Annotated in this window: 25 protein-coding genes; all 25 read right to left on the minus strand. The window is 68.4% G+C overall.

Annotated elements, in window-relative coordinates; translation table 11 throughout:
• Positions 1 to 23 precede the first annotated feature (23 nt).
• The 25 genes from HJ588_RS16380 to kdpC (HJ588_RS16500) all read right to left on the minus strand — a co-directional run bounded on the left by HJ588_RS16380 (position 24) and on the right by kdpC (HJ588_RS16500) (position 24,891).
• Positions 24 to 542, minus strand: coding sequence for a hypothetical protein (locus HJ588_RS16380; protein ID WP_051518613.1), 519 nt, complete (start codon positions 540 to 542; stop codon positions 24 to 26).
• A 51-nt stretch (positions 543 to 593) separates the two neighbouring features.
• A complete protein-coding gene (locus tag HJ588_RS16385) occupies positions 594 to 2,096 on the minus strand; it encodes an ATP-binding protein (RefSeq protein ID WP_034718280.1) in 1,503 nt (500 codons plus the stop codon).
• Positions 2,093 to 2,560 carry a hypothetical protein gene (locus tag HJ588_RS16390; protein WP_034718277.1) on the minus strand — a complete coding sequence of 156 codons (468 nt, stop codon included), beginning with the start codon at positions 2,558 to 2,560 and terminating at the stop codon, positions 2,093 to 2,095. Before HJ588_RS16390 ends, HJ588_RS16385 begins: the two co-directional genes overlap by 4 nt.
• A 41-nt stretch (positions 2,561 to 2,601) precedes the next feature.
• Complete coding sequence (locus HJ588_RS16395; RefSeq protein ID WP_034718275.1) at positions 2,602 to 3,399, minus strand: hypothetical protein; 798 nt, start codon at positions 3,397 to 3,399, stop codon at positions 2,602 to 2,604.
• A 50-nt stretch (positions 3,400 to 3,449) separates the two neighbouring features.
• On the minus strand, positions 3,450 to 4,919 hold the full coding sequence (locus HJ588_RS16400; RefSeq protein ID WP_034718272.1) for an SCO6880 family protein: 1,470 nt from the start codon (positions 4,917 to 4,919) through the stop codon (positions 3,450 to 3,452).
• 6 nt (positions 4,920 to 4,925) lie between these two features.
• Positions 4,926 to 6,290, minus strand: a complete 1,365-nt coding sequence (locus HJ588_RS16405) for a conjugal transfer protein TrbL (RefSeq protein ID WP_212756109.1) — start codon at positions 6,288 to 6,290, stop codon at positions 4,926 to 4,928.
• A 28-nt stretch (positions 6,291 to 6,318) separates the two neighbouring features.
• Positions 6,319 to 6,588 (minus strand): DUF6112 family protein, encoded by a 270-nt coding sequence (locus HJ588_RS16410; protein ID WP_171157643.1) that lies wholly within the window; start codon positions 6,586 to 6,588, stop codon positions 6,319 to 6,321.
• Positions 6,589 to 6,718: 130 nt separating this feature from the next.
• Positions 6,719 to 6,985: a DUF6112 family protein gene (locus HJ588_RS16415; RefSeq protein ID WP_034722682.1), complete on the minus strand. Its 267-nt coding sequence runs from the start codon at positions 6,983 to 6,985 to the stop codon at positions 6,719 to 6,721.
• On the minus strand, positions 6,985 to 8,622 hold the full coding sequence (locus HJ588_RS16420) for a VldE C-terminal domain-containing protein (RefSeq protein ID WP_171157645.1): 1,638 nt from the start codon (positions 8,620 to 8,622) through the stop codon (positions 6,985 to 6,987). The genes HJ588_RS16415 and HJ588_RS16420 overlap by 1 nt, the downstream gene beginning before the upstream one ends.
• A 13-nt stretch (positions 8,623 to 8,635) precedes the next feature.
• On the minus strand, positions 8,636 to 9,325 hold the full coding sequence (locus tag HJ588_RS16425; protein ID WP_034717955.1) for a hypothetical protein: 690 nt from the start codon (positions 9,323 to 9,325) through the stop codon (positions 8,636 to 8,638).
• 52 nt (positions 9,326 to 9,377) lie between these two features.
• Positions 9,378 to 10,397 (minus strand): ParB N-terminal domain-containing protein, encoded by a 1,020-nt coding sequence (locus HJ588_RS16430; protein ID WP_034717953.1) that lies wholly within the window; start codon positions 10,395 to 10,397, stop codon positions 9,378 to 9,380.
• On the minus strand, positions 10,394 to 11,290 hold the full coding sequence (locus HJ588_RS16435) for a hypothetical protein (protein ID WP_034717951.1): 897 nt from the start codon (positions 11,288 to 11,290) through the stop codon (positions 10,394 to 10,396). The genes HJ588_RS16430 and HJ588_RS16435 overlap by 4 nt, the downstream gene beginning before the upstream one ends.
• A 92-nt stretch (positions 11,291 to 11,382) precedes the next feature.
• Positions 11,383 to 11,790: a hypothetical protein gene (locus HJ588_RS16440; RefSeq protein ID WP_034717949.1), complete on the minus strand. Its 408-nt coding sequence runs from the start codon at positions 11,788 to 11,790 to the stop codon at positions 11,383 to 11,385.
• Positions 11,787 to 12,497, minus strand: coding sequence for a DUF2637 domain-containing protein (locus tag HJ588_RS16445; RefSeq protein WP_034717941.1), 711 nt, complete (start codon positions 12,495 to 12,497; stop codon positions 11,787 to 11,789). The genes HJ588_RS16440 and HJ588_RS16445 overlap by 4 nt, the downstream gene beginning before the upstream one ends.
• Positions 12,494 to 13,408, minus strand: a complete 915-nt coding sequence (locus tag HJ588_RS16450; protein WP_034717938.1) for a bifunctional DNA primase/polymerase — start codon at positions 13,406 to 13,408, stop codon at positions 12,494 to 12,496. Before HJ588_RS16450 ends, HJ588_RS16445 begins: the two co-directional genes overlap by 4 nt.
• Complete coding sequence (locus tag HJ588_RS16455; RefSeq protein WP_171157647.1) at positions 13,408 to 14,493, minus strand: ArdC-like ssDNA-binding domain-containing protein; 1,086 nt, start codon at positions 14,491 to 14,493, stop codon at positions 13,408 to 13,410. The genes HJ588_RS16450 and HJ588_RS16455 overlap by 1 nt, the downstream gene beginning before the upstream one ends.
• A gap of 217 nt (positions 14,494 to 14,710) precedes the next feature.
• Positions 14,711 to 15,421: an AraC family transcriptional regulator gene (locus HJ588_RS16460; RefSeq protein WP_212756111.1), complete on the minus strand. Its 711-nt coding sequence runs from the start codon at positions 15,419 to 15,421 to the stop codon at positions 14,711 to 14,713.
• A 433-nt stretch (positions 15,422 to 15,854) separates the two neighbouring features.
• Positions 15,855 to 16,550, minus strand: a complete 696-nt coding sequence (locus HJ588_RS16465; RefSeq protein WP_034717961.1) for a response regulator — start codon at positions 16,548 to 16,550, stop codon at positions 15,855 to 15,857.
• Positions 16,531 to 19,065 (minus strand): ATP-binding protein, encoded by a 2,535-nt coding sequence (locus HJ588_RS16470; protein ID WP_034717933.1) that lies wholly within the window; start codon positions 19,063 to 19,065, stop codon positions 16,531 to 16,533. Before HJ588_RS16470 ends, HJ588_RS16465 begins: the two co-directional genes overlap by 20 nt.
• Positions 19,066 to 19,068: 3 nt before the next feature.
• Positions 19,069 to 19,683: a potassium-transporting ATPase subunit KdpC gene (kdpC, locus tag HJ588_RS16475; RefSeq protein ID WP_171157649.1), complete on the minus strand. Its 615-nt coding sequence runs from the start codon at positions 19,681 to 19,683 to the stop codon at positions 19,069 to 19,071.
• 15 nt (positions 19,684 to 19,698) lie between these two features.
• Complete coding sequence (gene kdpB, locus HJ588_RS16480; RefSeq protein ID WP_240474424.1) at positions 19,699 to 21,792, minus strand: potassium-transporting ATPase subunit KdpB; 2,094 nt, start codon at positions 21,790 to 21,792, stop codon at positions 19,699 to 19,701.
• A gap of 56 nt (positions 21,793 to 21,848) precedes the next feature.
• A complete protein-coding gene (gene kdpA / locus HJ588_RS16485) occupies positions 21,849 to 23,522 on the minus strand; it encodes a potassium-transporting ATPase subunit KdpA (protein ID WP_034721426.1) in 1,674 nt (557 codons plus the stop codon).
• The gene (locus HJ588_RS19600) at positions 23,522 to 23,611 is read right to left on the minus strand and encodes a potassium-transporting ATPase subunit F (RefSeq protein WP_171157651.1); all 90 of its coding nucleotides are present in this window, start codon (positions 23,609 to 23,611) and stop codon (positions 23,522 to 23,524) included. Before HJ588_RS19600 ends, kdpA begins: the two co-directional genes overlap by 1 nt.
• A gap of 304 nt (positions 23,612 to 23,915) precedes the next feature.
• Positions 23,916 to 24,227 carry a helix-turn-helix domain-containing protein gene (locus HJ588_RS16495; RefSeq protein WP_051518958.1) on the minus strand — a complete coding sequence of 104 codons (312 nt, stop codon included), beginning with the start codon at positions 24,225 to 24,227 and terminating at the stop codon, positions 23,916 to 23,918.
• Positions 24,228 to 24,276: 49 nt separating this feature from the next.
• Positions 24,277 to 24,891 carry a K(+)-transporting ATPase subunit C gene (gene kdpC, locus HJ588_RS16500; RefSeq protein WP_171157653.1) on the minus strand — a complete coding sequence of 205 codons (615 nt, stop codon included), beginning with the start codon at positions 24,889 to 24,891 and terminating at the stop codon, positions 24,277 to 24,279.
• Between the last annotated feature and the right edge of the window lie 4 nt (positions 24,892 to 24,895).

Below are 24,895 nucleotides of genomic sequence, written 5' to 3' on the forward strand. Positions count from 1 at the left end.
GCCGGTCTGCCGGCCCTGCTCGTTCACGGCACTCGTCGGATGATCGTGGTGCCGGAGACGCGGCCGAACAGGATGACCTCGATGACCCCGCCGGCCTGGTCAACACTGACTCCGGCCGGGTCGATGAGTGCGCGCGCGGTGCCGGTGCGGGCGGCGTCGGTGTGCCCGGTGACAACGGCGACCGCCACGTCCTCGCCGGGAACGAACCCCTCGCCCTCGACTGTGTGGAACACCGGCCCGGCCGGCGCCTCCGGTTCCGGTTCGGGCTCGGGGCGGGAACGCCGGCTGCGGGCGGCGATGATGTCGGTGAAGGTCGTGCCGTCCGCTTCGCGGACCTCGACCCTGGCCGGTGTCGTCCGGTCGTTCGTGGCCCGGACGATGATCTGCCCGAACGAGGAACGCCGCCACGGCGGCGCGAAAGGGTCGGGGTCCAACCGTTTCCCGTCGACGGTGACGGTCACGGTGCCGTCCTCGCGCACATCGAGCACGACGAGCGGAATGGAGACCGGGACAGGCTCAGGTTGCGGCTCGGGTTTCCTCATGCCGCCAGGTGAGCCGGAGCCCGACTACGCGCATGGGCCGTGCGGTTCTGGTCAGGATTCGTGAACTTGCGGGTTTCCGCCGGTCATGCGGGCGGTGGTGTCGAACGCGGCCAGCTCGGCGGGGTGGAGTTGGTGCTGCACGACGAAGGCGCGATCCTTGATCCGCCAGAGCCCTTGCCCGGTGCCAAGTCCTGGCAGCAGGCGGCGTTCGGTGCCGGTCAGCCCGAGCGCGACGGCGGTGGGGCCGAGCTGATCGGTCTCCTGCCGGTAGACGATCCGGGTCTCCGCGTTCGCCAGCAGGCTGTTCGCCAGCGCCCGGTTCGCCGACCCTGCATCGCCGACGTTCTCCAAGTCGGTGAGCTTGTGGAACACCAGCAGATTTGCCAGCCCGTAGTGCCTCGCCAGCCGCCAGTGCGCGTCCATTCTGCGCAGGAGCGCCGGATGGGACATGAGCCTCCATGCCTCGTCGTAGACGACCCATCTGCGGCCCCCGTTGGGGTCGAGCAGGGTGGCTTCCATCCACGCCGACGAGCAGGTCATCAGCACCGAAATCAGCGTGCTGTTCTCGGTGACGCGCGAGAGGTCGAGACTGACCATCGGCAGCGACGGGTCGAACCTGACGGTGCTCGGCCCGTCGAACAGGCCGGCCAGGTCCCCGGCCACCAGGCGGCGCAGCGCGTGGCCGACCTGGCGGCCGTCCTCGGTGAGCCGGCCGTCCGGGTCATCGGCAGGGTCGGGGCGCAGCAGCCGGTCGACCACCATCGGCAGGATCGGCACGTCCGCGTCCCGGACCGCGCCGACCAGGGCGGTGTCGATCGCGGTGTGCTCCAACGGCGCCAACCGCCGATCCAGCACCGTCTCCGTCAAGGCTCCGAGCAGATCGCGGCGCCGCGCGGCGAGGGTGGTGGCCCACTCCTGGTCGGACAGGCCACCGGGCCGGTAGCCCTCATCCAAGGGGTTGAGCCTGTTGCCCATCCCGTGCCCGAGGATGATCGCTTTCCCGCCGACAGCTTCCGCGACGCCGGAGTGCTCGCCTTTGGGGTCGCCGGGCACATAGACGCGGTACCCGAAGGGCAGACTGCGGGAGTAGAGGCTCTTGGCGAGCGAGGATTTCCCGGAGCCGACGATCCCGGCCAAGATCAGGTTCGGCGCGGTGATGATGCCCCGCCGGTACAACTCCCACGGGTCGTACACGAACGACGAGCCGCTGTAGAGGTCTTGGCCGATGAAGATTCCCGCGGCTCCGAGCCCGGCTTCGGCCAGGAACGGGTACTGCCCGGCAAGCACGGCGCTGGTGTCCTGATGCCGGGGCACCCGGAAGCGGCCCGGTGTCCTCAGCGCCGCTGGACCGGGCTCGCCGGCGGCGGGCAGGTAGACCGTGGCACGGCGTTCGGCCCGTTCGGCGGCGGCCTTAGCCTGGGCCGCTTCCTTCTCGACGTGACGCTGCTCGGCGACGACTCGGGCGGCGGCTTGCCGCCGCTGCTTGCGCAGCCGGCGCCGCTCCGAGGCGGGAGCGACGAGGACAGCGGTATGCAGCTTCTCGCCCCGGCTCACAACGACCGCCCCCGCGTCCCGGAGACACAACCGCCGGCGGGACGGTCGAACCATGACGAGTCCGGCGCCGGGCGAGGTTGCCGTGGCATGTCCGGCTTGGGCTGCGGCGGGTCCTCAATGCCGAGCAGGGCCAGCGCGTCCGCGTTCTGGCGAGCGGCCTCAGCGACCCATCCGGGAAACAGGCCCTCGTGCTCGGGTCTGCTGCCGGGGTTGTCGATGGCGTACTGGCGGGCGTCGCCGGCCGCGGTCAGGTAGGCGGCGAGGTCGCGCATCGCGCGGTCCGGGGCGACCGGGGCGCCGGCGCCGGTGAACAGGTCCCGGCCGTCGATCGTCTGCCCGGTCGCGGTGTCCTCGATGCGGTAGGCGTATCGCTGGTGCTCGCCCAGCGGCGAGTCCGGCCAGACGGTCAAGGTGAGCGTCCCGACTTGCCGGGACATCGGAGCGGCGGGGTCTGCGCTGTTCATGGCGGGCAGGTGCGCGCCGACGCGTCTCGGTGGTGGCTACGTCAGAGCGACAGCCCGCGGGCCTGCTTGACCGCGGCAACGCCGGGATGCTCGAACCAGCCGCCGTCACGGACGGCGCTACGCCGCCCGGCCGTCTCTCGCTCACGGCCTGTCGTCGGGCGGCGGGCCGGGACGTGCGCCCCTGCTTCTTTGTCGATGGCGTCCTCGGCGCGGATCAGGTGCCGCCGGTACAGGGCGACGTGCCCGGCCATCGGGTTGTAGGTCATCGCGTAGTCGCCGGTCTCGGCCTGCCGGTCACCGGGATAGACCGGGGCGGTGTCGTGAACGTCGCCGTTCTCCAAGGCGGCGTTCGTGGTCTCCTCGCCGTAGTCCCACGCCGACAGATGCTCGATCCCCGCCTCGACCCCGTGGGCGTCGATGAGGTCGATCACCCGGTCGGCTTCCTCACCTTGGAGGAACACGACGCCGACCCACCGCTCCACTATCCGGTCCTGCGGGTTCCACACGATCCGGCCCGAGTGGGTCATGGCCGCGCTGAGGCGGTCGTCGGCCTGGTCGATGAGCGTGCCGGCCTGATGCAGCTCATCCGCTGCGGCCAGCGCCTCGGCCGCACCGCCGCTGTACTCGCGGGACTCGTCGGTGACGTGATGCTGCCGGCTCAGATGGGCGGCGGCGAGCTGGTCGAGCACCTGCCGCAGCGATCGCAGCCCGCCCAACAGCTCACCGATCACGACGTAGGTCTCGGACGGGTCCTCGAAGCTACGGCTGGCGTGAGCCAGACCGCGCAACGCCTCGTAGGCATCGCTGGCATCGCTGGTCGGGTTCGTGTATGTCGGCATCACGGGCCTCCTTCAACGGGGGTGGGATGCCTGCCAGGTGAGCGCGCCGGTCACACCGTGCGGCACAGCGGCAGCGCGGCCGCCGTGAACGCGACCGCTTGCTGGCCGACGAGCCTTCGGGTCTCGCAGGAGGCTTGGATCGAGGCTTGTTCGATCGCGGCGACCGCGGCTTCCAGCTCGTCGACGCTGGGGGCGGAGACGGAGATGAGGCCGGAGACCCGCAGAATCCCGTGGCCGGCGGTCAGGTCGGCTTCCTGTTGCAGCACGTCCTGGTACTCGGCGGTCTGGGCCGCGTCCTCGATCTGCCCGATCCGGGCGCGCTGGGCCGCATCCGAGATGTGCTCGACCTTCTTCTTGCGGATGTCGCGGGCCGCCTGGTCCGAGCGCATAGGCGTGTAGATCAGCGACACCGACCGTTGGATGCCGGTCGACAGCAGCACCGGCGCGAGGAACCCCGGATAGACGAGGCTGCGAGGCCATTCGGAGACCCACAGCACGGTGTGCCACGCGGAATCGGTGCGCAGGTTGCCCCAAGTCTCGGTGACCGCGACCGGGCCGGCTGCGGCAAGCTCCTGCCCGAGCCGCCCGTGCCGCTCCAAGGTGGCGGCCACGGCCGGGTCATACGCCGAGCGCAAGATCACCGCGACCTGACCGGGACCGAGCCACCCCGAAGGGGTCAAGTCCGCAGACCGCAGCGCGGCGACCAGAGTCGCCATCTCCTGCCGGAGCACCGCGGCGGCACCGCGGATACCGCCGCCGGCGGTCCTGATCTGCCGACCCGCGACCTTCATGTCCAGCGAGAGGCTGACGGTCGTGGCGTGCCGTTCCCCGGCGGGGCCGGCCCGCTCGATCAGCTCACGGTAGGTGGTCGCGGCCCAGGAGCCGTCGTCGGTGCCGTGCTCGGCCCACCATTCGGCCAGCCCACTACCTGAGTCCGGCAGGGTCCGTTCGAGCACTTGCAGGGTCGCGATCCTCCCGGAGCGGCAGACCGTGGCGAGCACCCGTCCCCAGGAGGTGACGCGGCGCTCCTGTTCTCCGGGGTCCAGCAAGATGAATGCCGGATGGGTCACTTCCGTCACGACCGTCAAGGTCGCCTGGCGGGGGTCGTGGATCATGCACGCCCCGGTCTCGCGGTCCAGGTGCTCCCGCAGCCGGGCCATGTCGCCTGGCAACGCGAGACTCCCGGCCGGTCGAGGCTTGACGATCCGACGCCGGTAGAGCAGTTGCCCGCCGGTCGAGCGCCACAGCCACCAGCAGGCGACCGGGAGCCACTCGACCATCGGCCGCCCGGCGATGGACACCCAGGTCAGCACCACGGCGAGCAGCCAGATCGGGGCGGTGTAGGCCAGCAGCATCCCGGCGCCGCCGTAGAACGCGGCTAGCAGCGCCAGTCCACCGATGCCGAGGGTGATGAGTTGAGAGACGGAGAGGCCGAGCAGTACCCCGCGGCGGGTGAGCCGGCTGAACTTCATCGGCGTCAGCTCGCTACCGGGCGTCTTTCGTTCCGTCGCCGTGGGCATGGCCGATCACTCCTTCCCGGTCCACGGCGGCCCGGACTTGGGCGGCGCCGGAGTTCGCGGCTGCGGCGTCGAGGGCGGCGGCGTCTGGGGCGGCGGCGTGCCGCCACCGCGCTCGTCGGCCGCTCCCGCTGCGGTCTCGGCCTGACCCGCGACCGCCTTGCCCGCCTTCGGGCCGGCTTCGGCGGTGCCCTTGACGACCTGCGCTCCGACAACGACCGCCGCCGCCGGTCCCGCGGCCGCAGCACCGGCCCCCGCTCCCGCGCCAGCTCCTGCGCCTGCTCCACCCCCGGTCGCCGCTCCGGCTCCGGCCGTGCCCGCACCACCGCCACCCGCGGCAGGTGCGCGAGTCGTGGGCGGTGGCGTGCCGCCCGAGCCACCGCCAGACCCGCCGCCGTTGGGGTCTTCGAGAACCTTCTTGGGCTCGCCGCCGCCTTGGGTCTTGGACGGGATCGGGACGGGACGGTTGAGGGCGTTCTTGGCTTCCTGCTCGGTGCCCATCTGCTGGTACAGGTCGAAGCCGACGAAGGAGACGAAGCGGTAGACCATGTAGGGCGCGAAGGCCGCGATGCCCATGAGCACGATGCCGGTGATCGGTTCGGTGACAGCGGCGATGTCCAGCTCGATCGGGGTGGCGATCTGCGTGATCGCCAGCAAGAAGATGATGACGAGCACGAGCTTGCTGATGATGAGGGCGATCACGAACGCCGCCCATTTCCCGATCCACCCTTTGGTGGCGTCCCAGGACGCGCCGGCGAACGCGATCGGTGCCAGTACCACGCCGACCAGCAGCAGCGCCTTGCGGATAAGCAGGCTGAACCAGACGATCGCGACGGCGGCGATCATCAGCCCAGCCAGGAAGATCGTCACGATCGCGCCGACGCCGGGCGCGGCGATGTTGATGCCGGTCAGCCCGGCGGCGAGCAGGATGATCTTGTCGCCCATCGTCCCGGTGGTCTCCCCGGATGCCTGGATGATGCCGATGCAGAGCTGGTCCACGATTTCCAGCGCGAGCGCGGTCAGCGTGACGACCACGAACGTGCCCAGCACCGATTTCGCCGCGCCGAGCGCGGCGCGGGACAGCGCGGTCGGGTCTCGGCGTATCAGCCCGGTGATGAGTTGCAGGCAGAAGAAGATCAGGACGAGGAAGACCCCGATGCCGAAGATCAGGTTGTAGACGCTGGTGAACCCGTCCGTTTGGACATCGACCAGCGTGGTCGTGTCGAACACGGCCCACATCGCCTCGATCAGCCAGCCGGCCGCGCCGCCCATCGCCTGGGCGAGCCAGTCGAACGGGGCGGCCACGACCGTCGCGGCGGCCTCGCCGGCCACGTCGCAGACGGTCGAAATCACGGGAACGTCGCAGACACCCATCACGAACCTCCTGCTGTGACCGGCGGCCCTATACGGCCTGGCCGACGTTCCAGAAGAAGTTCACGAGCGTTACCGCCGCGCCGCATATCACCGCGGCGCCGCAGGAGATGAGGACGCCCAGCTTGCCCCTGCCCGCCAGGTGCGGGTTCGAGCTGTTGGAGCCGTAGGCCCACACGATCGCGCTCACGATCAGCGCCAGGACGCTGAGGATCAGGCCGACCGTCATCACGGCGCCGACGATGGTGCGGAGCTGTTCGATGCCGGGCAGGCCGTTGCTGTTGGGGTCGATGTCGATCACGGCGGTTACTCCCTCGCGTGGGCGGATGGCTTGTGGCGGCGAGGTAGGCCGGAGAGCGACTGGACACCCAGCCAGCGCGTGAGGGCATGATGAAGGCCCCGTCCACGTGCGGGCCTTTACTCGGTGCGGGTCAGAGCTGGTTGCCGAGGGCGATGAGCCAGTTCACCCACGCGACCCCGGCGCCGGCGAGCGCGGCGGCTCCGACGCCGACGAGCACCCCGACCCTGCCTTTGGAGGCGAGGGCGGGGTTGCCGTGCGAGGCGCCGAACGCCCAGCAGATCGCGGAGACGATGACCATGAGCACTGCGACGATCAGTACGATCGTCAGCAGGGCGCCGATGACCTGTTTCAGATCACCGATGCCGCCCAGCCCGTCGAAGTCGGGGAACACGTCCATTACGCACCGCCGGCTTGGACGGTGATGTGCAGGTGGTCGAAGTGCCCGCCGGTCACGTTGCCGGGGTCGTGCATCCCGCCGCCGTTGTAGGGGCGCCAGCCTTCGGCGGCGCGTGCGAGGGACCATATCTGGCCTTGCCAGATCAGGTACTCCACGCCCAGGACCTCGGCGTGGTCTTTGATCCAGTTCGTGAGCGCCCATCCGGCTTCGAGTTGCGCGGGCGTCGGGTACTGGCCGATGGCGTTGCCGAATGTCACGTCACAGGCGCGGCCCAGCGGGTGTTCGGAGACGGTGCCGGGACGGGGCGAGTAGCACGCCCACGAGGTGTCGGGGAAGGCGGCGCGGGCCTGGGCCATGACATGCGCCATGCGCGCGGTGATCTGCCCGCTGCTGGTGGGGTCATCGACCATCTGGTCGGGGTCGCCGTCCAATGGGGCCGGCGCGCCCGCGGTGCCGCCGCTGGTGTCGCAGTCGGCGGGGCTGCCGACCGTGGCTTCAGGCAGGTCGGCCGCGTTGTGATCGTTGAGCCACGCTGCGGCGTCGACGGCCTCGCCGGTCGTGCCGCCGGGCCGGACCTCGAAATGCAGATGCGGTCCCGTGCTGTTCCCGGAGCTGCCGACATCGCCGATGTGCTGACCCGCGGTCACCCGGTCACCGGCCGCGACGTGGATGCCGGACTGCCACATATGCGCGTACGCGGTCGCCACGGTCTGCCCGTCAATCTGGTGCTCGATGACGATGAGCCCGCCGTAGCCGCCGGAGAACTCGGCCACGGTCACGGTGCCGTCCGCGGCGGCGAGGATCGGCGTGCCGTCCGGTGCGGCGAAGTCGGTGCCGGTGTGGAACGACGGTTCCCCGGTGATCGGATGGATGCGCGGCCCGAACTCGCTGGTGAGCACCCAGGTTCCCTCGGGGAGCGGGAACACAACCCGCGAGGACTCCGCAACCGGACCCGCCGCCAACGGGGCGGCGGCCGGGCCAGCCGCACCCGCCGCGCCGGTGAGGGCGTCGAGGATGCGCTCGGCGACCGGCTCGTAGTTGCGATAGCGGTCAGGGTAGGCACTGACCTCGACGGCCTGCGCAGCCTCGCCGGGGTCCATCTGCGCCCAGCCGGGAATGTCCAGCAGGCCCCGCGGCGAGGGATAGTTCGGGCCATCGGGTCCGCCGTAGAACGCTCGGGCCTGATAGGTCGTGTCCATCAGCTCCGCGACGGTTCCCCAACCCGATTGCGGGCGCATCTGAAACAAGCCGAGGGAGTCGTGGTCACCGCCGTTGCCATCGTTGGGGTAGTTCGCGGACTCGGGGTAAGCGCCCGTGTTGGCGAGCTGGCGGAGGGTGCTCTCGGTGAGCGCGGCCATCAGCGCGATCGTGATGCCGGGCCGCCCTACACCCTCGATGCCGCCTCCGACCGTGATGATCGTCGCCGCGTGCGTGAGCTGCTGCCGGTTCAGCGTGAACGTGGTGCCGTCCTGCGTGGTGACGGTCAACGATTCGGGGACGTTGCCCACGGTGACGCTGCCGCCGGGGACGGCGCAGTTCGCGGCGGCGGGATTCATCAGCACGCCGATCGACAGCAGGACACAGGCAGGGCCGAACAGGACGAAGGCGAGTCCGAGGATGAGGAGCTTCTTGACCACGACGCGCCCTCTGTCATCGCAGCGGGTTGTCGAGCTGCGACAGGCGCAGCACATGACACAGGCCGGTACGGAACTCCGGTGCCGGGGGTGGGCAGGCCAGGAACACGGTGAAGGCCACGGGGTGCTCACTGGTGACCGTCTCACCGTTCCAGACGCCCTCGCGGTGCCGGGTTCCTTCGATCGTGACCGCCGTCGCACCAGCGGGGAGCTGGCCGGGCTGGGCCTGCTCGACCGCGGTGTCCCATGCCTCGGGCACGAAGGAGGACTCGATGGTGAGGTGCTGGGTGGTGGCGTACTTGCGCAGCTCGATCCACGCCTCACGCGACGGCAGATACGAGGCGATGTCGGCGGCGAGGCCGGCCTGCTCGGTTCCGGACGGATCGCCCACCGCGAGGATCACGCTGGTGTAGTCCAAGGGCATCAGCCCCGAGCCGGTATCCCACGCGAACAGGGCCTCGGCGACGTTGCGGGCGAACTCGTCGGGATCACTGGACAGCATGACCTGCGGCAGCCGCGGCGTGTCCGGCCCAGTCTCGCCCGGCGCGGGGACCGTGGGGTCCGGTCCGGGATCGGGAGCGGTCGGTCGTTGCGGGCCGGCGATCAGCCCGTAGACGCCGATGCCGACCAGGATCAGCAGGACGAGGCCGGCGGCGATCACGGCGATCAGGCGGCCACGGGACCAGGAGGCGGGATTCGTCTTCATATCGCCAGGTGCTCGCCGCCCCGAACGAGAAGAGCGACGGCGGCGGCGCGGATCAGAGGGCGCGCAGCAGCGGCCGGCCCGCCGACTCAGAGGCGGCGGTGGTGCGGGCGGTACGGAGCTGGTCGGCGAACTCTGTGGTGCCCTCGACGGCGGCGAAGAACGCCTCGGCCTGCTCATCGGTGAGCTCGACGGCCAGCTCGTCCACGTCGTAGTGGGTCCACCACCCTTCCAGGTCGGCCCAGGTCAGCACGAACGCCCGCACCGGGTACCGCGCCGGCCCCTCGTCCTCGGCGGCTGGTCGACGCTTCGGCGTGGCCGGCTTCGTGGCCTTGCTGGTCTTGGCCGCGTGAACGCGGGCCAGGGCTTCGTCGGCCAGCTCGTGCAACCGCCGGTCCCGCTCGCTGTCAGCCTCGGCTTGGGTGTCGCGCAGGCGCTGGAAGATCGGGTTGACCGCCGCGCCGCCCTCGATCTGCACCAGCCCATCGCGTGCCTGGACGCGGATCGTCTCCCGGATGTCCGGGTCATCGGCCAGGTGTTGCAGGTAGCCGATCTGTTCCAGCCGGCTGTAGGACGCCGAGCCGGTCACCATCCGCGCCGCCTGCGTGCGAGCGTCCCCGAGCTGGTGCGAGTCCGATGGTCCTGCCGAATCGGCGGGACCATGCTGTCCCGGTTCGTGGCCCTCGTGGAACTGGGTCTTGGCCTTGCGGCGGGCGGCGTCCTCGGCCATGAGTTCCTTGATTTCCCTGTATAGGGCGGCGGCCTCGATCGGGGTGAGCGGCTTGTGGAGCTGGTTGTCGTCCTGCTCGGCTAGCAGATGCCCCAGCCGGTCCGAGATACCGCTACGGACCCACACGCTGACGCGGCGCCAGCCGAGCTTCTTGATCGCCGCCATCCGGCGCGCCCCGCACACCAGCACCCCGTCCGGGGTGATCGTCGGCGGCTGCAATAGACCGTCCCGGTCGATCGAGGCCGCGAGCGCGTCGATGTCGCCCAGGTCCGTGCGGTGCCGGTTGCCGATCGTGATGGAGTCCACCGCCCGCTCCAGCTCGATGTGCCCGGCCGGTGCGCTCATCCCGCACCCCGCGCCTTCCTCGCGCTCCGCTTGCTGATGCCCGGTGCAGCCAGGGAGAGGGTGAGCACGAGGTCGTCATCGCGCAGCAGCACCGGCAGCGTCTCGCCGATCAGCAGCCGCAACAGCACGCCGCGTCCTGCGACGGTCGCCGCGAGTGCCGGGTCCGGGCAGCCGAGCAGGGCGCGCAGCAGCACCGCCCAGGAGCGTCCCGGAAGGTCGATCAGGGCTCTGGCGTGCTTGTCGCGTCGCAGCGTCTCGTAGGCGGTGTGCCGGTTCCCGACGCGGGTCAGCGCCACGCAGACGTGCTCCACCGCCGAGCGTGCCGTGCCCTCGGGCCAGTCCAGCAGCATCAGCAGCGTGATCGCGTCCTCGACCGCCGACGCCGCGGTGGTCGCCGCCGGCTCGGCGGGTGCCTGCTCCGGGGTGTCGTCGCGGTCGTGGGCGTCTTTGATCTGGAACGCGGGATGGTAGTCGCTCAGGATGTTCTCGCGGTCGGAGAGCCGTTCGGGGTCGTGGAAGATCGAGTAGCGGGGCCGGCGTGCCTGGTGGGTCGAGCACAGCAGCCCTTGGCCGCGTTCCTCGGCGATGCAGGTGATCCGCACCGCGTGCGTGATGACCGCCCACGGGTCATCGGCGGTGCGGGCGGCCTTTGTACGCATCACGTCGAACGCCGCCGACGCGGCCTCCCACGGATCGAGCCGGTGCTTGTGCGCCAGCGCCGCGTACTTCTCGGCCGCGAACGCCATCAGCTCCGCCGCTACCGGGTCATGCTCCCAAGCGCGCTGGCCGGCGGCATGCAGCCGTTTCAGCAGGGCACGCAGGCCCTCGCTGGTGCGGTAGTCCTCAGCCGGCCGGCCGCTGATCTCGCTCATGGTGCTGGTGTCGTTGGTCATGGTCTGGGCACCTCCCGACGGCGAGGTGCACCCGCAGACGACTGCGGGTCTCGCCTTTGTGGAGAGGGCGCCCATGACTCATCACCACCCGGCTACCTCATCCCGACCCCGGAGCGGCGCGGTCCCTGCTCGGCGCCGCCGCGACGGCCGAACGCGCTCAGGGGCGGCAGCCGCTTGGCTCGCTCGGCGACCCAGCGCGCGCCCTTCTCGATCGGGGCGCGGACGTGCCGGTTCGTCTCAGCGGTCCGGTCGATGCCCCGGCGGGACAGCGCGCCGCCGCCTTGGGCGATCAAGTCGGTCGGGCGCACCCAATCCACGCCCCGGCCCCGTACCCGCGCCAGCTTCTCCCTCGCGACCTTGCGGGACTCGGCGGCCTTGACCGCATCCGGCGTCCCCGCGGCTTCGGTCGCCTCGGCCGGGTCCGGGTCGTTCCGCGCGGGCGGCCGCTCGGGCTCGGGGTGCTGGTGATGTTGCTCCCGCATCCGGTCCTCGTCGTTCATGGCAGGGCCCCTTCCATCTCGGGCTGCGACCCAGAGGGGTCCGCCTCATCGGACTGGTGAGCACGAGGCAGCCAGCGGCCCACCGTCGAGGGATGCACGCCCAGGTGCCGGGCGATGGCCTTGTTCGACCAGTCCTGCTCGCGCAGCTCTGCCGCGAGCGACCGGCGATCCGGCCCGCCGTCCGAGTCCGCAGCGGTGACGCCTGCCGCAGTAGATGGCGGGTCGATAGATACTGCCTCGCTCGGTGGCTGGGCGGTGATCGGCTCGACCGCCGGCGGCAACTCGAGCGCAGTAACGGGGCGTGCGGTGGCGCGGGTCAGCACGACGGTCAAATGCGTGATCGCCAGCAACACGACCGGCGGCACAGCAGCGACCGCGGCCGCGAGCGGTCCGGGCACGTCGGCGTCGGCCGCGACCACCGCGTGCAAGCTGTTCGCCGTCACCGACACCGCGGCCCCACCGACCAGCAGCACCCACGGATACCACGCCGCCCGCTCACCGGCGAGGCCCACCACGGCGACCGTGGAGACCACGATCACGCCATCGACGATCAGCGGCCACGCCCACGCCTGCCCGGCCCCGATCCCGGAGCGGCGGGCAAGGTCGGCCAGGGACGTGAACGACAACCAGAACGCGCCGGCGGCGATGAACACCGTCCCGGCGACCGAGGTGATGACCGCCCACCGGCGGCCGCGCAGCTCCTTCATGGCAGCCCCCGCGTGGCGGGCGCCCGCGGCTGCACGGTCCCGCGAGCGAACTCGCCCGAAGGCGACGTGGCGGGACGGTCCCGCCGGGCTCCGACGCCGACGCTGCGATAGGCGCTGTAGACGGTGCGAGTGATTTCCCGCTCCCCGAAATCCGACTGCGCGGCCGTCGCCATCGCGTCCAAGGCATCCGTGAGCGGCACCCCGCCCTCGGCCAATCGGCAGGAGGCCCAGAAGAGTTTGAGATTGCGGTCGGTGGCCTGCCGGCCCAGCCACGTCGCCAGGCGCTCCGCGTCCTCCCGGCGCACTGGCCCGCCGACGCGCGGCCGGGGCGCGGGCCGAGGATCGAGGAAGTCCCGCAGCCGGCCCGCATCTATCGGCCGGGCCGCACCGGCCGCGACCTGCTCGATCCGGTACGGGGTGCGCACGCCGTCCAGCCGCAGCAACGAGGGCGGCGCGATGATGTAGCCGCCGTCGCCGCGGCAGTCGATGCCGACCTTCCCGGCCTGCCAGGACCGTTGCCCCTGGTGCGAGTCGGCCGGGAAGTAGGCGTGCTGTCCGCCGGTGGGCGTGCGCACGACCGCCAACGGCTCCGGGACCAGCCCGGCCCGCGCCGCACGCGCATAGGCGGCATACCCGTTGACCCCGTGCACATCCACGTCGATCACGACCAGCCCCGAGGCGGTGCCGGTCGGGATGCCGATGTTCGCGGTCGGCCGCGACCGCCACCACCCCTCAACCTGGTCCAGGTCGATGCTGGCCTCGTGGAACCCGCGCTCCGGGATCGGCCGCTTCCCGCCCGGCGCGCAGGGGAACACCGGCACCCCGGCTCGCGCCAGCTCGCGCGCCGCGACCGGCAGCGGCGCCCCGTCGAGCTGACCGAACACGGCGGCAGCAGTCGCGGCGGCGACCATCACAGGCCCCGTCCCGAGCCGACCGGAGCCGCCGGCGTCTCCCGTTCAGGCAGCGGCTCGACCCGGCGCGGCGCCTGCTCTGGCGTCTCCTGAGCCTGCGGCGTGCGCTCCGGGCCGTCCACCCGCAGGGACAGCGGGTTGCCGTTCCCGAGCTGTGCGGTGTCGAGCTTGTCGAGGATGTCGAATGCGGTGCTGCGCACCTGCTCGCCCGTGGCCCGCACGACCGCCACCGGGTCTTTCCCATCCACGTTAGCCGCCCATCCGGCGACATACGGGATCGTGTAATCGCTGGTGTCCATGCCATGCGCGGCGGCGACCATCAGCGCCACCGACTCGGCCCGTACCTCGCTGATCCCGCGATGCTGGCGGGCGTCGTCCTGCTGGTTCGGGCCATCCAGCCGGACGTGCGCCAACTCGTGCGCGAGGGTCTTGACCTGCGCGGCCGAGTCCATGTCCGCGCAGACCATCACCTGACGGGTCTCGAAATCGGTGCAGCCGTTCGCGCCCCGCTCCATGCGGTCGCGCGGCATCCGCAGCACCTCGAACCCCAGCGCCTCCGCCTGCTCGGCCAAGCCCTCCCACAGCCCGGCCGGGGCTTCGCCTTCCAGCAGCCTCGGACGCGGCAGCTCAGGGAGCGGGTCTCCGTGCGTCCTCGACACGTCCCACACATAGGCCGGGACGACGTTGACGATCCGGCGACGCACGACCTCGCTGGGCCGCGGCTTCTCCCACTTGCCCAGCCGCCGCCACGACGCCGGGTCGCGCGGGGTCGCTGAGGCGAACCTCGCCTTGACCGGACCGCGAATCCGATAGCCGCCGTCCTTCTCCGGCCAGCGACCCATCTTCCGCCAGTCGTTGTACCCGGCAACCCACGTCGGCGTAGGCGTCGGCACCCGCCCCTGTTCGTAGGCTTCCAAATGCTGCACCCAGATCAACAGCGTGTTGTTGAACGAGCGCGTGCGGAACCTCGCCGCGAACTCCATCGCCCGCCGCCAGTCATCGCCCGACACCACCTCCTCGACCGAGCGCACGATGCGCTCTTCCAGCACGTCGAGCGTCGCCTGCTTGTCCTCGTTCGCAGCCACCGTCTGGCCTCCCTCCGCCTGGGTCACCCCAAGAGGGAGCGACCGTGCGACCGCAAGGTGCGCCAGGTAGATCAATGAGACGAGACGGACGAGGAAGATGACGACCGTCAGGCTCCGTGATGAAACCCGACGTATTGGTCCTCTCTAGCCCCTTGCGCCTCCTGCGCCTAGAGCCGCGCGATGAAGTCGAGTCTTGCGGCGCATGTTGCGCGACAAGTTACGCATCCGCCGCCTCGCGACCGTGCTTGCGTAGCCGACGGCTTGCCAGATCATCGGTATGGCTGGCGTGTGGGTGTGATCGAAAATGTGTAGGAGAAACACCGAATCGTCGCCGGAACCAGGACGCAGCCACACGAGGGTCCCCCCAGCCCACCTGACGAGCAGCAACGTAGATGGGAAGGTCGGTCTCCTCGACAAGGCGCGTAAACTCCGTAAGGCGACTCTCCGTTAGGAAGCGGAAAGGTGACAGCCCGACTTGCTGGCTGAACGTTCGGCTGAGCTGGCTTCGCGACATTGCCACTTCCTGCGCCAAGAGACTGATGGTCCAGGGGTCCGACATTCTCGTTCGCAGGAGGATCACGGCACGATCAACCGAGGGGTGACGGCTTCGCTGCGTCAGCCGACCCTTGATCGGCAGCGGCGACAGCGTTCCCAAAGGATGATCCGGTGTAAGGACCGTGGGCAGCGCGATTTCGATCAACTGCGCGAGCAACGATATGAGACTCGTCACCGCGAACTCGGGGTTGTCATGAGAACTGACGAGGCTGATCTGTCGCCATAGTGGCTCCATCCGCTTCAAGGCATCTTGGCCCACGACGTGGACGAAAGCCGACCCATCCCAGTCGTCAACATGGGAAATCGACTCCCGAAGCCGAGTCGAATCCGTAAACACCCATCGAAGCTGGCTGCGAAGGAAGACCTCATCCATGTAGACAGTCCACGTCCGAACACGTGGCGTCGGCTGGATGGAGCACCACCTGCCTGCACCCAGAAACAGCACCGAGCCACTGCGGAGCTCGTGGATACCGGTCGCCGTGTGGATTCGCGCCGCGCCGGCCATGACATGCACCGCCTTTGCATGGCGAAAGGTCACCCGACGCATAGGGGCTGTGCGTACGCTCTCGACCGCCGTCATGGGAAGCCCGTTCGAGCGCACGGACCCCGCCGCGCTTGGATCAGCGCGGCTCAAACCCTGCCGACCCGTCGTCCCCTCATTGATGCAGTTAACGACCCCGCACAGGCGCCTGCGCCAGTCCTAACGGGATGCATACGGCGTAGGCGCCGATCCTAACGGTTTCGACACGTCCAGCGCTGAGAGAACGGCTCCCGGTTCGAGCCGCTGGGGCAGTGCAGGCTCGTGCTTAGCTTGCCTCGGGGACGTGAAGACGGTAGCCCATTCCGGCCTCGGTGATGATGTACTTGGGTGCGGCGGGGTACGGCTCCAGCTTCTTGCGCAGTTGGGCGATGTACAGGCGCAGGTATCCGGTATCGGTTACGTGTTCGGAACCCCATATCTCCGTTAGCAGGGTCTGGCGTGTGACGAGCTTTCCTGGATTTCGGATGAGTTGTTCGAGCACCTGCCATTCGGTCGGCGTCAGTCTCACCGTTTGTGGTCCACTCTTGGTGCGTCGGGTCACCTGGTGTGCCGATAGGTCAACTGTGACGTTGCCGAAGGAGACGATCGGATCAGCGTCATCGCGCACAACCCTGCGAGTGAGCGCGCGGATTCGGGCGAGCAGTTCGTCGATGGAGAACGGCTTGGTGACGTAATCGTCGGCGCCAGCGTCAAGGGCTTCTACCTTGTCGGCAGCTCCGCTGCGACCGGAGATGACAAGGATGGGTGCCGCGGACCATCCTCGGATGCCATTGATGACCTCGATGCCGTTGAGCTTGGGCATGCCCAGGTCGATCATGAAGATGTCCGGGTGGTGCTGGACAGCGCTGTTGATGGCCTCGGCACCATCGGCTGCGGTGATGATCTCATATCCTTCCGCTCCGAGCGTGATGCGAAGCGCGCGGAGTATCTGTGGGTCATCGTCAGCGATCAGGATTCTCATGACCTTCATCGCCTTTCTGATTCGTGCTGGGTGGTTCGGCACCGACAGCGGGAAGGGCCACAACCATCGTGACCCCGCCGCCTGGCGTGTCTTCGGGTGTGAGAGTTCCACCCATTCCCTCGATAAATCCGCGAGACAGCGCAAGGCCGAGGCCAAGGCCGGTGGTGTTGTCAGTGTCGCCCAGGCGCTGGAAAGGCACGAACACGTCGTCGCGTCGCTCAGGTGGGATGCCGGGTCCGTTGTCGATCACGCGGATCTCCACCGATCCGGCGAACGCGCTGGTAGTCACTCGGACTCGCGAGCCCGGTGGTGAGTATCGTGCAGCGTTTGACAACAGATTGACCACGACTCGTTGAAGAAGCACCGGATCGGCCGAGACTTGCGGCACGTCGGCGTCCAAGTCCAACCCGGCGGTGTCGGGTCCAAGATGGAGTTCGTCGACGGCGGCGAGGATCACGTCGGCGGGATCGACGGGAGTGCGGGCGATGCTCAGCACTCCGGCTTGGAGCTTGCTGACATCGAGGAGGTCGGTGACGAGGGTCGCGAGGGTCGCCAGACTCTCGTCGGCAGTCGCGAGCAGTTCTGATCTGTCGGCTTCACTGAGTGAGTGGCGCGTGGAACGTAGTCCGCTGACGGCCGCGATGGCCGCCGCGAGAGGACGGCGCAAGTCATGGCTGACAGCCGACAAGAGGGCGCTGCGTACTCGGTCGGAGGCTGCCAGCGGCCCGATCTCGCCCACTGTCTCGGTCAGATCGGAGTGCTCCAGCGCGGCGTCAAGTTGTGCGGCAACAACGTTGAGGAGGCGTTGTTCGGAGGCTTCTAGGTCATGTCCGTGTAGTTCGAGAGTCGCCCGATTGCCGATGGGAACTCGAACGCACTGATTGTCGGGAAGGGGTTCGCCGCTGGTCGCGAGCACAGTGTCTCCTTGGAGCAGGCGAACCCCAGCCATGCCAAATGCTTCCCTGGTGCGCTCGACGAGCGCTTGCACGGCGCCCTGCCCACGCAGCACGCTACCGGCGACGGTGGCCAGCAACTCCGACTCTGCCGCGGCGCGACGAGCGACCCGGGACTCTCGGGCGGCACGGTCAACCACGTAGCTGACGAGGACCGCGATGACGACATAGAGGCTCAGCACGAGCAGATGGAAGGGTTCGTTGACCGTCACGGTGTACAACGGCTCGACGAAGAAGAAGTCCAAGGTGAGCCCGGACATGACCGCGGCAAACAGTGCGGGCCAGATGCCGCCGGTGAGCGCCACGATCACGACGAGGAGTTGATAGCTCAGGACGTCGCTGGTGATCGAGTCCTCACTCCGAAGCGACGCGAGCAGCCACGTGAGCAAGGGGCCACCGACAAGCGCGACCGCGAAGCCAGCGACTCGGCGTTTCAGCGTCAACGCACCGCCGATGCGCGGAAGGGCGAACCGGCCGCCGGCTGCCGCATGGTTGACGATATGGACATCGATGTTGCCGGCCTCGCGGATGACCGTGGCGCCGATGCCTGGTCCTGTGAGTGCGGCGGCGATCCTGCCGCGCCGGCTCACTCCGATGACGAGCTGGGTGGCGTTCACGGACTTGGCGAACTCGACCAGGGCTTGGGGAATGTCGCTACCGACGACCTGGTGGTAGGTGCCGCCGAGCTTCTCGACCAATGCCCGCTGCTGGGCGAGAGCGGCCGGGTTGGCGGTGCGAAGCCCGTCTTGGCTGGATACATGGACCGCCAGCAACTCGCCACCACCGGAACGGGCGGCGATGCGCGCCCCACGGCGCAGCAGCGTCTCGCCCTCAGGCCCGCCGGTGAGGGTCACGACGACCCGCTCGCGTGCCTCCCAGGTGCTGTCGATGCCGTGCTCGGCCCGGTAGCTCTGCAAGGCTTGGTCGACCTCATCAGCCAGCCACAGCAGCGCGAGCTCGCGCAGGGCGGTGAGGTTACCGAGCCGGAAGTAGTTGGACAGGGCAGCGTCGACGCGCTCGGCAGGGTAGATCAGGCCGCCGGCGAGCCGATCGCGCAGTGCTTGCGGGTCGAGGTCGATGACTTCCATCGAGTCGGCGGCGCGCAGGATGTCATCGGGAATGGTCTCGCGCTGCGGGACGCCAGTGATCTGCTCGACGACATCATTCAGCGACTCGATGTGCTGGATATTGAGGGTAGAGATGACGTCGATGCCAGCGTCAAGAATCTGTTGCACATCTTCCCACCGCTTTTCATGCCGTGAACCGGGGGCGTTGGTGTGCGCAAGCTCGTCCACCAATGCGATGTCGGGCCTGGTGGCGATCACCGCATCGACGTCTAGCTCGGTCAAGGTAACGCCGCGGTGACTAACCATGCGACGTGGGATGAGCGAAAGTCCTTCGGCCATACTGGCTGTGGCGGCGCGTCCGTGTGTCTCCACAATGGCGACCACGACGTTCTTGCCTTCATCGACCAGACGCCGACCCTCCTCCAGCATGGCGTAGGTCTTGCCCACGCCAGGTGCTGCTCCGAGCAGCACCCGAAGCCGCCCCCGCGCAGTCATGGCTCAGCCCTCCACTTCTTCTACAGCCAGATTAAGCTCTAGGACGTTGATGCGGGGCTGGCCGAGGTAGCCCAGGTCGCGGTCTTGGGTGTGCGAGGCGACCAGGGCGCGAACAGTCTCCACGGGCAGGCCGCGTGCTTCCGCGACCCGCTGTACCTGGATCGCCGCGTAGGCGGGACTGATATGCGGGTCCAGCCCAGAGCCGGAGGCGGTCACCGCATCGGCGGGCACCTCTGAGGGCTGGACGCCGTTGAACGCGGCGATCTGGGCTCGCCGTTCGGCGATCGCTGCGATCAGGTCGGGGTTCTCCGGTCCGAGGTTTGACCCGGAGGAGGCGCCGGCGTCGTAACCGTCACCGGCGGCGGAGGGGCGGGGCTGGAAGTACTCGGGCAGCGGATTGCCGGCGGCGTCGGTGAAGGACTGACCGATCAATGCCGAACCGACCGGTTCGCCATCGCTGGTGGTCACGATCGACCCGTTCGACTGCCACGGGAACACGAGCTGCCCTATCCCCGTGATCGCCAGCGGATAGACCACGCCCAGAACAACCGTCAACACCAGCATGATGCGCACCGCAGTCCACACCGTGCGGGCGGAACTGCGGGCAGAACCGTTCACGAGAAAGGCGTCCTTTCAATAACCGGGGAGGAGTCCGACGATCATGTCGATGAGCTTGATCCCGATGACGGGTACCAGCAGGCCGCCGACCCCATAGAACAGCAGGTTGCGGTTCAACGCGCGTGCGAGATTTGCCATCCGGTACGGCACGCCGATGAGCGCCAGCGGGATCAAGATCGCGATCACCACGACCCCGAAGATGACCGTGGACAAGATGGCAGAGGCAGGTGAGTGCAGGCCCAGGATGTTCAACGTGGCAAGGCCGGGGAACACACCGACGAACAGAGCCGGGAAGAGCGCCACGTAGCGCACTAGATCGTTGGCGATGTTGAAGGTCGTCAGCGCGCCGCGCGTCGCCATCTGCCGTCTACCGATGTCGATGATCTCCACCAGCTTGGTGGGGTCGTCGTCGAGGACGATCATGTTCGCCGCCTCTTTGGCAGCCGAAGTCGCGGTGTTCATCGCGACCCCGACATCCGCCTGGGCCAGCGCTGGGGCGTCATTGGTGCCATCGCCGCTCATCGCTACGAAGTGGCCTGCCGCCTGCTCCTGCTTGATGAGATTGAGCTTGTCCTCGGGGGTCGCGTCACCGAGATAATCATCGACGCCGACCTCTTTCGCGATCGCCGCAGCGGTCAACGGATTATCGCCGGTGACCATCAGGGTTCTGATTCCCAAGGCACGCAGTTGGCTGAGCCGGGCGGGAACGCCTTCCTTGACAACATCCTTGAGCTCAATGACCCCGAGAACCTGCCCTGGTCCACCTGCCCGCTTGACCGCGACCACCAACGGTGTTCCCCCGGCATGCGCGATCGCAGCGGTCTGTGAACGCAGTTCGTCCACCACATGACGTGTCTGCTGTGTGCCAACGTGCTTGAGCCAGCCCAGGATCGCCGACTCGGCGCCCTTCCGGACGCTGTTCCCATCGGGCAGGTCACGACCGGACATCCGAGTCTGGGCGCTGAACGGCACTCCCCTTCCCGCGTCCGGCGGGTCGTTGGCCGCGGTGAACCCGTGTCGATGCGCCAACTCCACCGTGGAAGTTCCCTCCGGGGTGGGGTCATCCCGCGATGACAGCTCTGCAGCCCACATCAGCTCGTCCATCGTGGCACCGGCGACCGGGGTGAAACGAGTAGCGCGGCGATCGCCTTGCGTGATCGTGCCGGTCTTGTCGAGTAGGACTGTCGTGATGTCCCCGGCGGTCTCGAGTGCATGGCCGGAGTCCACGAGCACATTGCGCTGCAGCAGCCGATACATACCGGCAATACCGGTGACCGACAGCAAGGCTGCGATTTCGGTCGGGATCAGACAGGTCACCAACGCGACCAAGACCGGGATGGACACGGGGCTCGCGACCGGTGAGACGACCGCGTTGAGAGTCAGCGCGATCAGGACGAAGGATACCGAGAACGAGGCCAGCAGCGCACTCAACGCGAGTTCATTCGGTGCTTTCTGCCGGCGAGCACCCTCGGCGAGCTCGATCATCCGGTCGACCTCGGTGTCCCCCAGGGGTGTCGTGACGCGCACCATGACCCGATCCGACAGCACCCGGGTGCCGCCGGTGACGGCAGAGCGGTCGCCGCCGGACTCGCGGATGACCGGCGCGGACTCCCCGGTGATTGCCGACTCGTCCACGGACGCGATGCCCCAGATAACCTCACCGTCTGCGGGAATCACGTCCCCGGTGGTCAAGACCACGATGTCGCCGGGCTGTAGCTCCGCGGAGTTCACGTCGCGGATGCTCGATCTGTGACCGCCCGCGTCGTTCTCCGAATCATAGTGATGCACACGATGTGCAGTGGTGCTCTCCCGGATGAGCCGGAGCGAACTCGTCCGCGCTCGCCCGCGCCCCTCGGCCAGCGACTCGGCGAGGTTCGCGGCAAGAAGGGTCAGCCACAGCCAGACGGCGATCGTCCAGGTGAAACCTGCGGGTAGCACGGTTCCGCCGGATGGTGCAGGCCCGCCGACGAACGGTTCGCCGATCGCGACGATGGTCGTCAGCGCAGCCCCGCACCACACGATGAACAGCACCGGGTTGCGTGCTTGTGACCTAGGGTTGAGTTTGCGAATCGTGCTCCCCAGCAAGGGGCGAATGGCCCGCCAGAGCATCCGGATTCGAGGCCAGACACGCCTGCCGGTGAAGCGTTGCACCGTTGATGCCATCGTCATCCCAGCCCCTCCGCCAGCGGACCCACCATCAGAACGGGGATGAACGTCGGGACCGCGACGAACACGATGACACCAACGAGCAGGGCCACGAACTGTGGTCGGTGCAGCGGCAGTTCGGTGGCGGTCGACGCGGCACGGTCTTGTGCCGCGAACGAGCCCGCCAACGCCAGCACCAAGGCGATCGGGACGAACCGGCCCAGCAGGATGATGACCCCCAGGGTGGTGTTGAGCCAGGGGGTGTCCGCACTGAACCCGGCGAACGCGGAGCCATTGTTGATGGCGGCGGAAACGAATGCGTACAGAACCTCGGACATGCCGTGCGCACCGGGATTGCCCATGCCCTCGGTCACTATCTCCTCGTGCACCGCTGGGATCGCCAGACTGATCGCCATCCCGGCCAGCGCGAGAGCCGGCATCACCAGGATGAACAGGCTTGCGAGCTTCACCTCGCGCACCCCGACGCGTTTGCCGAGGAACACCGGTGCCCGACCCAGCAGCAGCCCGGTCAGGAACACAGCGATCACGGCCATCACCAAGATCGTGTAGAGGCCGGCCCCGACGCCACCCGGCGAGACCTCACCGAGCATCATGTTGAGGATCGCGACCATCCCACCCAGCGCCGTGTAGGACCCGTGCATCGAGTTCGCCGCACCTCCGGAGGTTCCCGTGGTGGCAGTGGCGAACAGGGTCGATCCGATAATCCCGAACCGTTGCTCCTTGCCCTCCATCGCGCTTCCTGCCAACTCCGGAGCGGTACCCTTGCCGGCCAGCTCGAACGCGGTCACTAGCGTGAACACCACCACGAACAGCACGGCCATCGCCGCTGCGATCGCGTACCCCATGCGATGGTCGCCCACCATCCGCCCGAAGGTGCGCGGCAGGGAGAATGGGATGACTAGCAGCAGGAACACCTGGAACAGGTTCGCCCAGGGGGACGGGTTCTCGAACGGATGAGCCGAGTTCGCGTTGAAGAACCCACCACCGTTGGTGCCTAGCATCTTGATCGCCTCTTGCGAGGCGACCGGCCCGCCGGGGATCGTCTGGGGGCTGCCGGTCAGGGTGGTCACGTCGGTGAAACCGTTGAAGTTCTGGATCACCCCGCCTGCGAGTAGGACGAGCGCAGCCAGCACCGAGAACGGCAGCAGGATGCGCAGCGTCCCGCGCACCAGGTCCACCCAGAAGTTGCCGATGCTGCCGCCCCGGCGGTAAGCCAACCCGCGCACCAGCGCGACCGCGACCGCCATTCCCACGGCAGCCGACACGAAGTTCTGAACCGACAGGCCGGCCATCTGCACGAGGTAGCCGAGGGTCTGTTCGGGCGAGTAAGCCTGCCAGTTCGTGTTCCCCACGAACGACGCTGCGGTATTGAATGCGAGGTCTTCGCGGACCGGCGGCAGACCAAGCGAGTACGGCAGCAGATGCTGTGTGCGTTGCAGGAGATAGAGTCCGACCAGTCCCGCGCCGGAAAAGACCAGGACCGCACGCAGATACGCCTGCCAGGACTGTTCGCTGTCCGGATTCACACCTACCAGCCGGTACAGTCCCCGCTCGACCTTCCAGCTCTTAGGTGTCGTGAAGACCCACGCCATGTAGTCGCCCAGAGGGCGGTACGCCACGACGAGGAGGACACCCAGCGTCAACAGGGCGCAGATGGCGATAAGCCACTCCATCAGAACCGCTCCGGCGAGACCAATGCGAACACCAGATACACGATCGCCGCGACGGCCAGCGCCGCAGCCATCACCTCCACGACGATCACAGCCTTGCTAGCGCCTTCCCGAGCACGCCGATCCCGACCAGCAGTGCCACGCTGCCAAGCAGGTAGGCCACATCCAGCACTGAAGACTCCGTTCCTCGACTGCATCCCTCACGGGAACTCTGAGTCCCGATACAACACCGAGACGCAGCTCGCGAGGAGCACTCCTAACGGAACGCATACGGGGATTGCGGCAACCCTCGCGCTATCCAAACGGTCTCGCTGTCGCGCGAGTCCGATTGGGAGTTCTTGTTGCCGTGCTGAATGAAAGGACGAGGCCGACCCAGCGCTTCGGGTGTCGCTCGAACTACTCGCCTACCAGGCTCGGCGTTCGCGCAGCGATCCGCAGTCGACGCTGCATGGCCGTCGCGACGCGGGCGAGCACCAGCAGGTCGTTCGGCTGGGACACGGTCGCCGCCGCGATCACCGAGTCGTACGGACCGTCGACTACCCGCCGACACTTCAAGGCGAAATGACGAAACAGCGTCATCGCTCCCCTCGGCTGCGCAGCGATCTGCGCGGTCGTCGTCTGGTCGTAGCCGCGCTCCTCGAACAGCCTCAGCGCCGCATCAAGCAGTCGCCGCCTCGTCTGCTCACGCCGACCCGACCGTTCAGCCATCACCCAACGTTAGCCACTAGCAAGAACGAAGAAAGGCAGCCCTTACCGCTCAGTCATTCCACCGATCTACAGCCAGATTAAGCTCTAGGACGTTGATGCGGGGCTGGCCGAGGTAGCCCAGGTCGCGGTCTTGGGTGTGCGAGGCGACCAGGGCCCGAACAGTCTCCACGGGCAGGCCGCGTGCTTCCGCGACCCGCTGTACCTGGATCGCCGCGTAGGCGGGACTGATATGCGGGTCCAGCCCAGAGCCGGAGGCGGTCACCGCATCGGCGGGCACCTCTGAGGGCTGGACGCCGTTGAACGCGGCGATCTGGGCTCGCCGTTCGGCGATCGCTGCGATCAGGTCGGGGTTCTCCGGTCCGAGGTTTGACCCGGAGGAGGCGCCGGCGTCGTAACCGTCACCGGCGGCGGAGGGGCGGGGCTGGAAGTACTCGGGCAGCGGATTGCCGGCGGCGTCGGTGAAGGACTGACCGATCAATGCCGAACCGACCGGTTCGCCATCGCTGGTGGTCACGATCGACCCGTTCGACTGCCACGGGAACACGAGCTGCCCTATCCCCGTGATCGCCAGCGGATAGACCACGCCCAGAACAACCGTCAACACCAGCATGGCGCGTGCGGCGACGAGGATGACGCGCGTGTTCGCGCGAATGTGGGTATTCATGATG

The sequence above is a fragment of the Flexivirga aerilata genome, assembly GCF_013002715.1.
Lineage (GTDB): Bacteria > Actinomycetota > Actinomycetes > Actinomycetales > Dermatophilaceae > Flexivirga > Flexivirga aerilata.

What these genes read in the sequence shown, in the direction of transcription:
- HJ588_RS16380 (WP_051518613.1), bottom strand. Translation starts at nt 542, where the DNA reads ATGAGGAAACCCGAGCCGCAACCTGAGCCTGTCCCGGTCTCCATTCCG.
- HJ588_RS16390 (WP_034718277.1), bottom strand. Translation starts at nt 2,560, where the DNA reads ATGAACAGCGCAGACCCCGCCGCTCCGATGTCCCGGCAAGTCGGGACG.
- HJ588_RS16395 (WP_034718275.1), bottom strand. Translation starts at nt 3,399, where the DNA reads ATGCCGACATACACGAACCCGACCAGCGATGCCAGCGATGCCTACGAG.
- HJ588_RS16400 (WP_034718272.1), bottom strand. Translation starts at nt 4,919, where the DNA reads ATGCCCACGGCGACGGAACGAAAGACGCCCGGTAGCGAGCTGACGCCG.
- HJ588_RS16405 (WP_212756109.1), bottom strand. Translation starts at nt 6,290, where the DNA reads ATGGGTGTCTGCGACGTTCCCGTGATTTCGACCGTCTGCGACGTGGCC.
- HJ588_RS16415 (WP_034722682.1), bottom strand. Translation starts at nt 6,985, where the DNA reads ATGGACGTGTTCCCCGACTTCGACGGGCTGGGCGGCATCGGTGATCTG.
- HJ588_RS16425 (WP_034717955.1), bottom strand. Translation starts at nt 9,325, where the DNA reads ATGAAGACGAATCCCGCCTCCTGGTCCCGTGGCCGCCTGATCGCCGTG.
- HJ588_RS16430 (WP_034717953.1), bottom strand. Translation starts at nt 10,397, where the DNA reads ATGAGCGCACCGGCCGGGCACATCGAGCTGGAGCGGGCGGTGGACTCC.
- HJ588_RS16435 (WP_034717951.1), bottom strand. Translation starts at nt 11,290, where the DNA reads ATGACCAACGACACCAGCACCATGAGCGAGATCAGCGGCCGGCCGGCT.
- HJ588_RS16440 (WP_034717949.1), bottom strand. Translation starts at nt 11,790, where the DNA reads ATGAACGACGAGGACCGGATGCGGGAGCAACATCACCAGCACCCCGAG.
- HJ588_RS16445 (WP_034717941.1), bottom strand. Translation starts at nt 12,497, where the DNA reads ATGAAGGAGCTGCGCGGCCGCCGGTGGGCGGTCATCACCTCGGTCGCC.
- HJ588_RS16450 (WP_034717938.1), bottom strand. Translation starts at nt 13,408, where the DNA reads ATGGTCGCCGCCGCGACTGCTGCCGCCGTGTTCGGTCAGCTCGACGGG.
- HJ588_RS16460 (WP_212756111.1), bottom strand. Translation starts at nt 15,421, where the DNA reads ATGGATGAGGTCTTCCTTCGCAGCCAGCTTCGATGGGTGTTTACGGAT.
- HJ588_RS16465 (WP_034717961.1), bottom strand. Translation starts at nt 16,550, where the DNA reads ATGAGAATCCTGATCGCTGACGATGACCCACAGATACTCCGCGCGCTT.
- HJ588_RS16470 (WP_034717933.1), bottom strand. Translation starts at nt 19,065, where the DNA reads ATGACTGCGCGGGGGCGGCTTCGGGTGCTGCTCGGAGCAGCACCTGGC.
- kdpB (WP_240474424.1), bottom strand. Translation starts at nt 21,792, where the DNA reads ATGCTCTGGCGGGCCATTCGCCCCTTGCTGGGGAGCACGATTCGCAAA.
- kdpA (WP_034721426.1), bottom strand. Translation starts at nt 23,522, where the DNA reads ATGGAGTGGCTTATCGCCATCTGCGCCCTGTTGACGCTGGGTGTCCTC.
- HJ588_RS16495 (WP_051518958.1), bottom strand. Translation starts at nt 24,227, where the DNA reads ATGGCTGAACGGTCGGGTCGGCGTGAGCAGACGAGGCGGCGACTGCTT.
- kdpC (WP_171157653.1), bottom strand. Translation starts at nt 24,891, where the DNA reads ATGAATACCCACATTCGCGCGAACACGCGCGTCATCCTCGTCGCCGCA.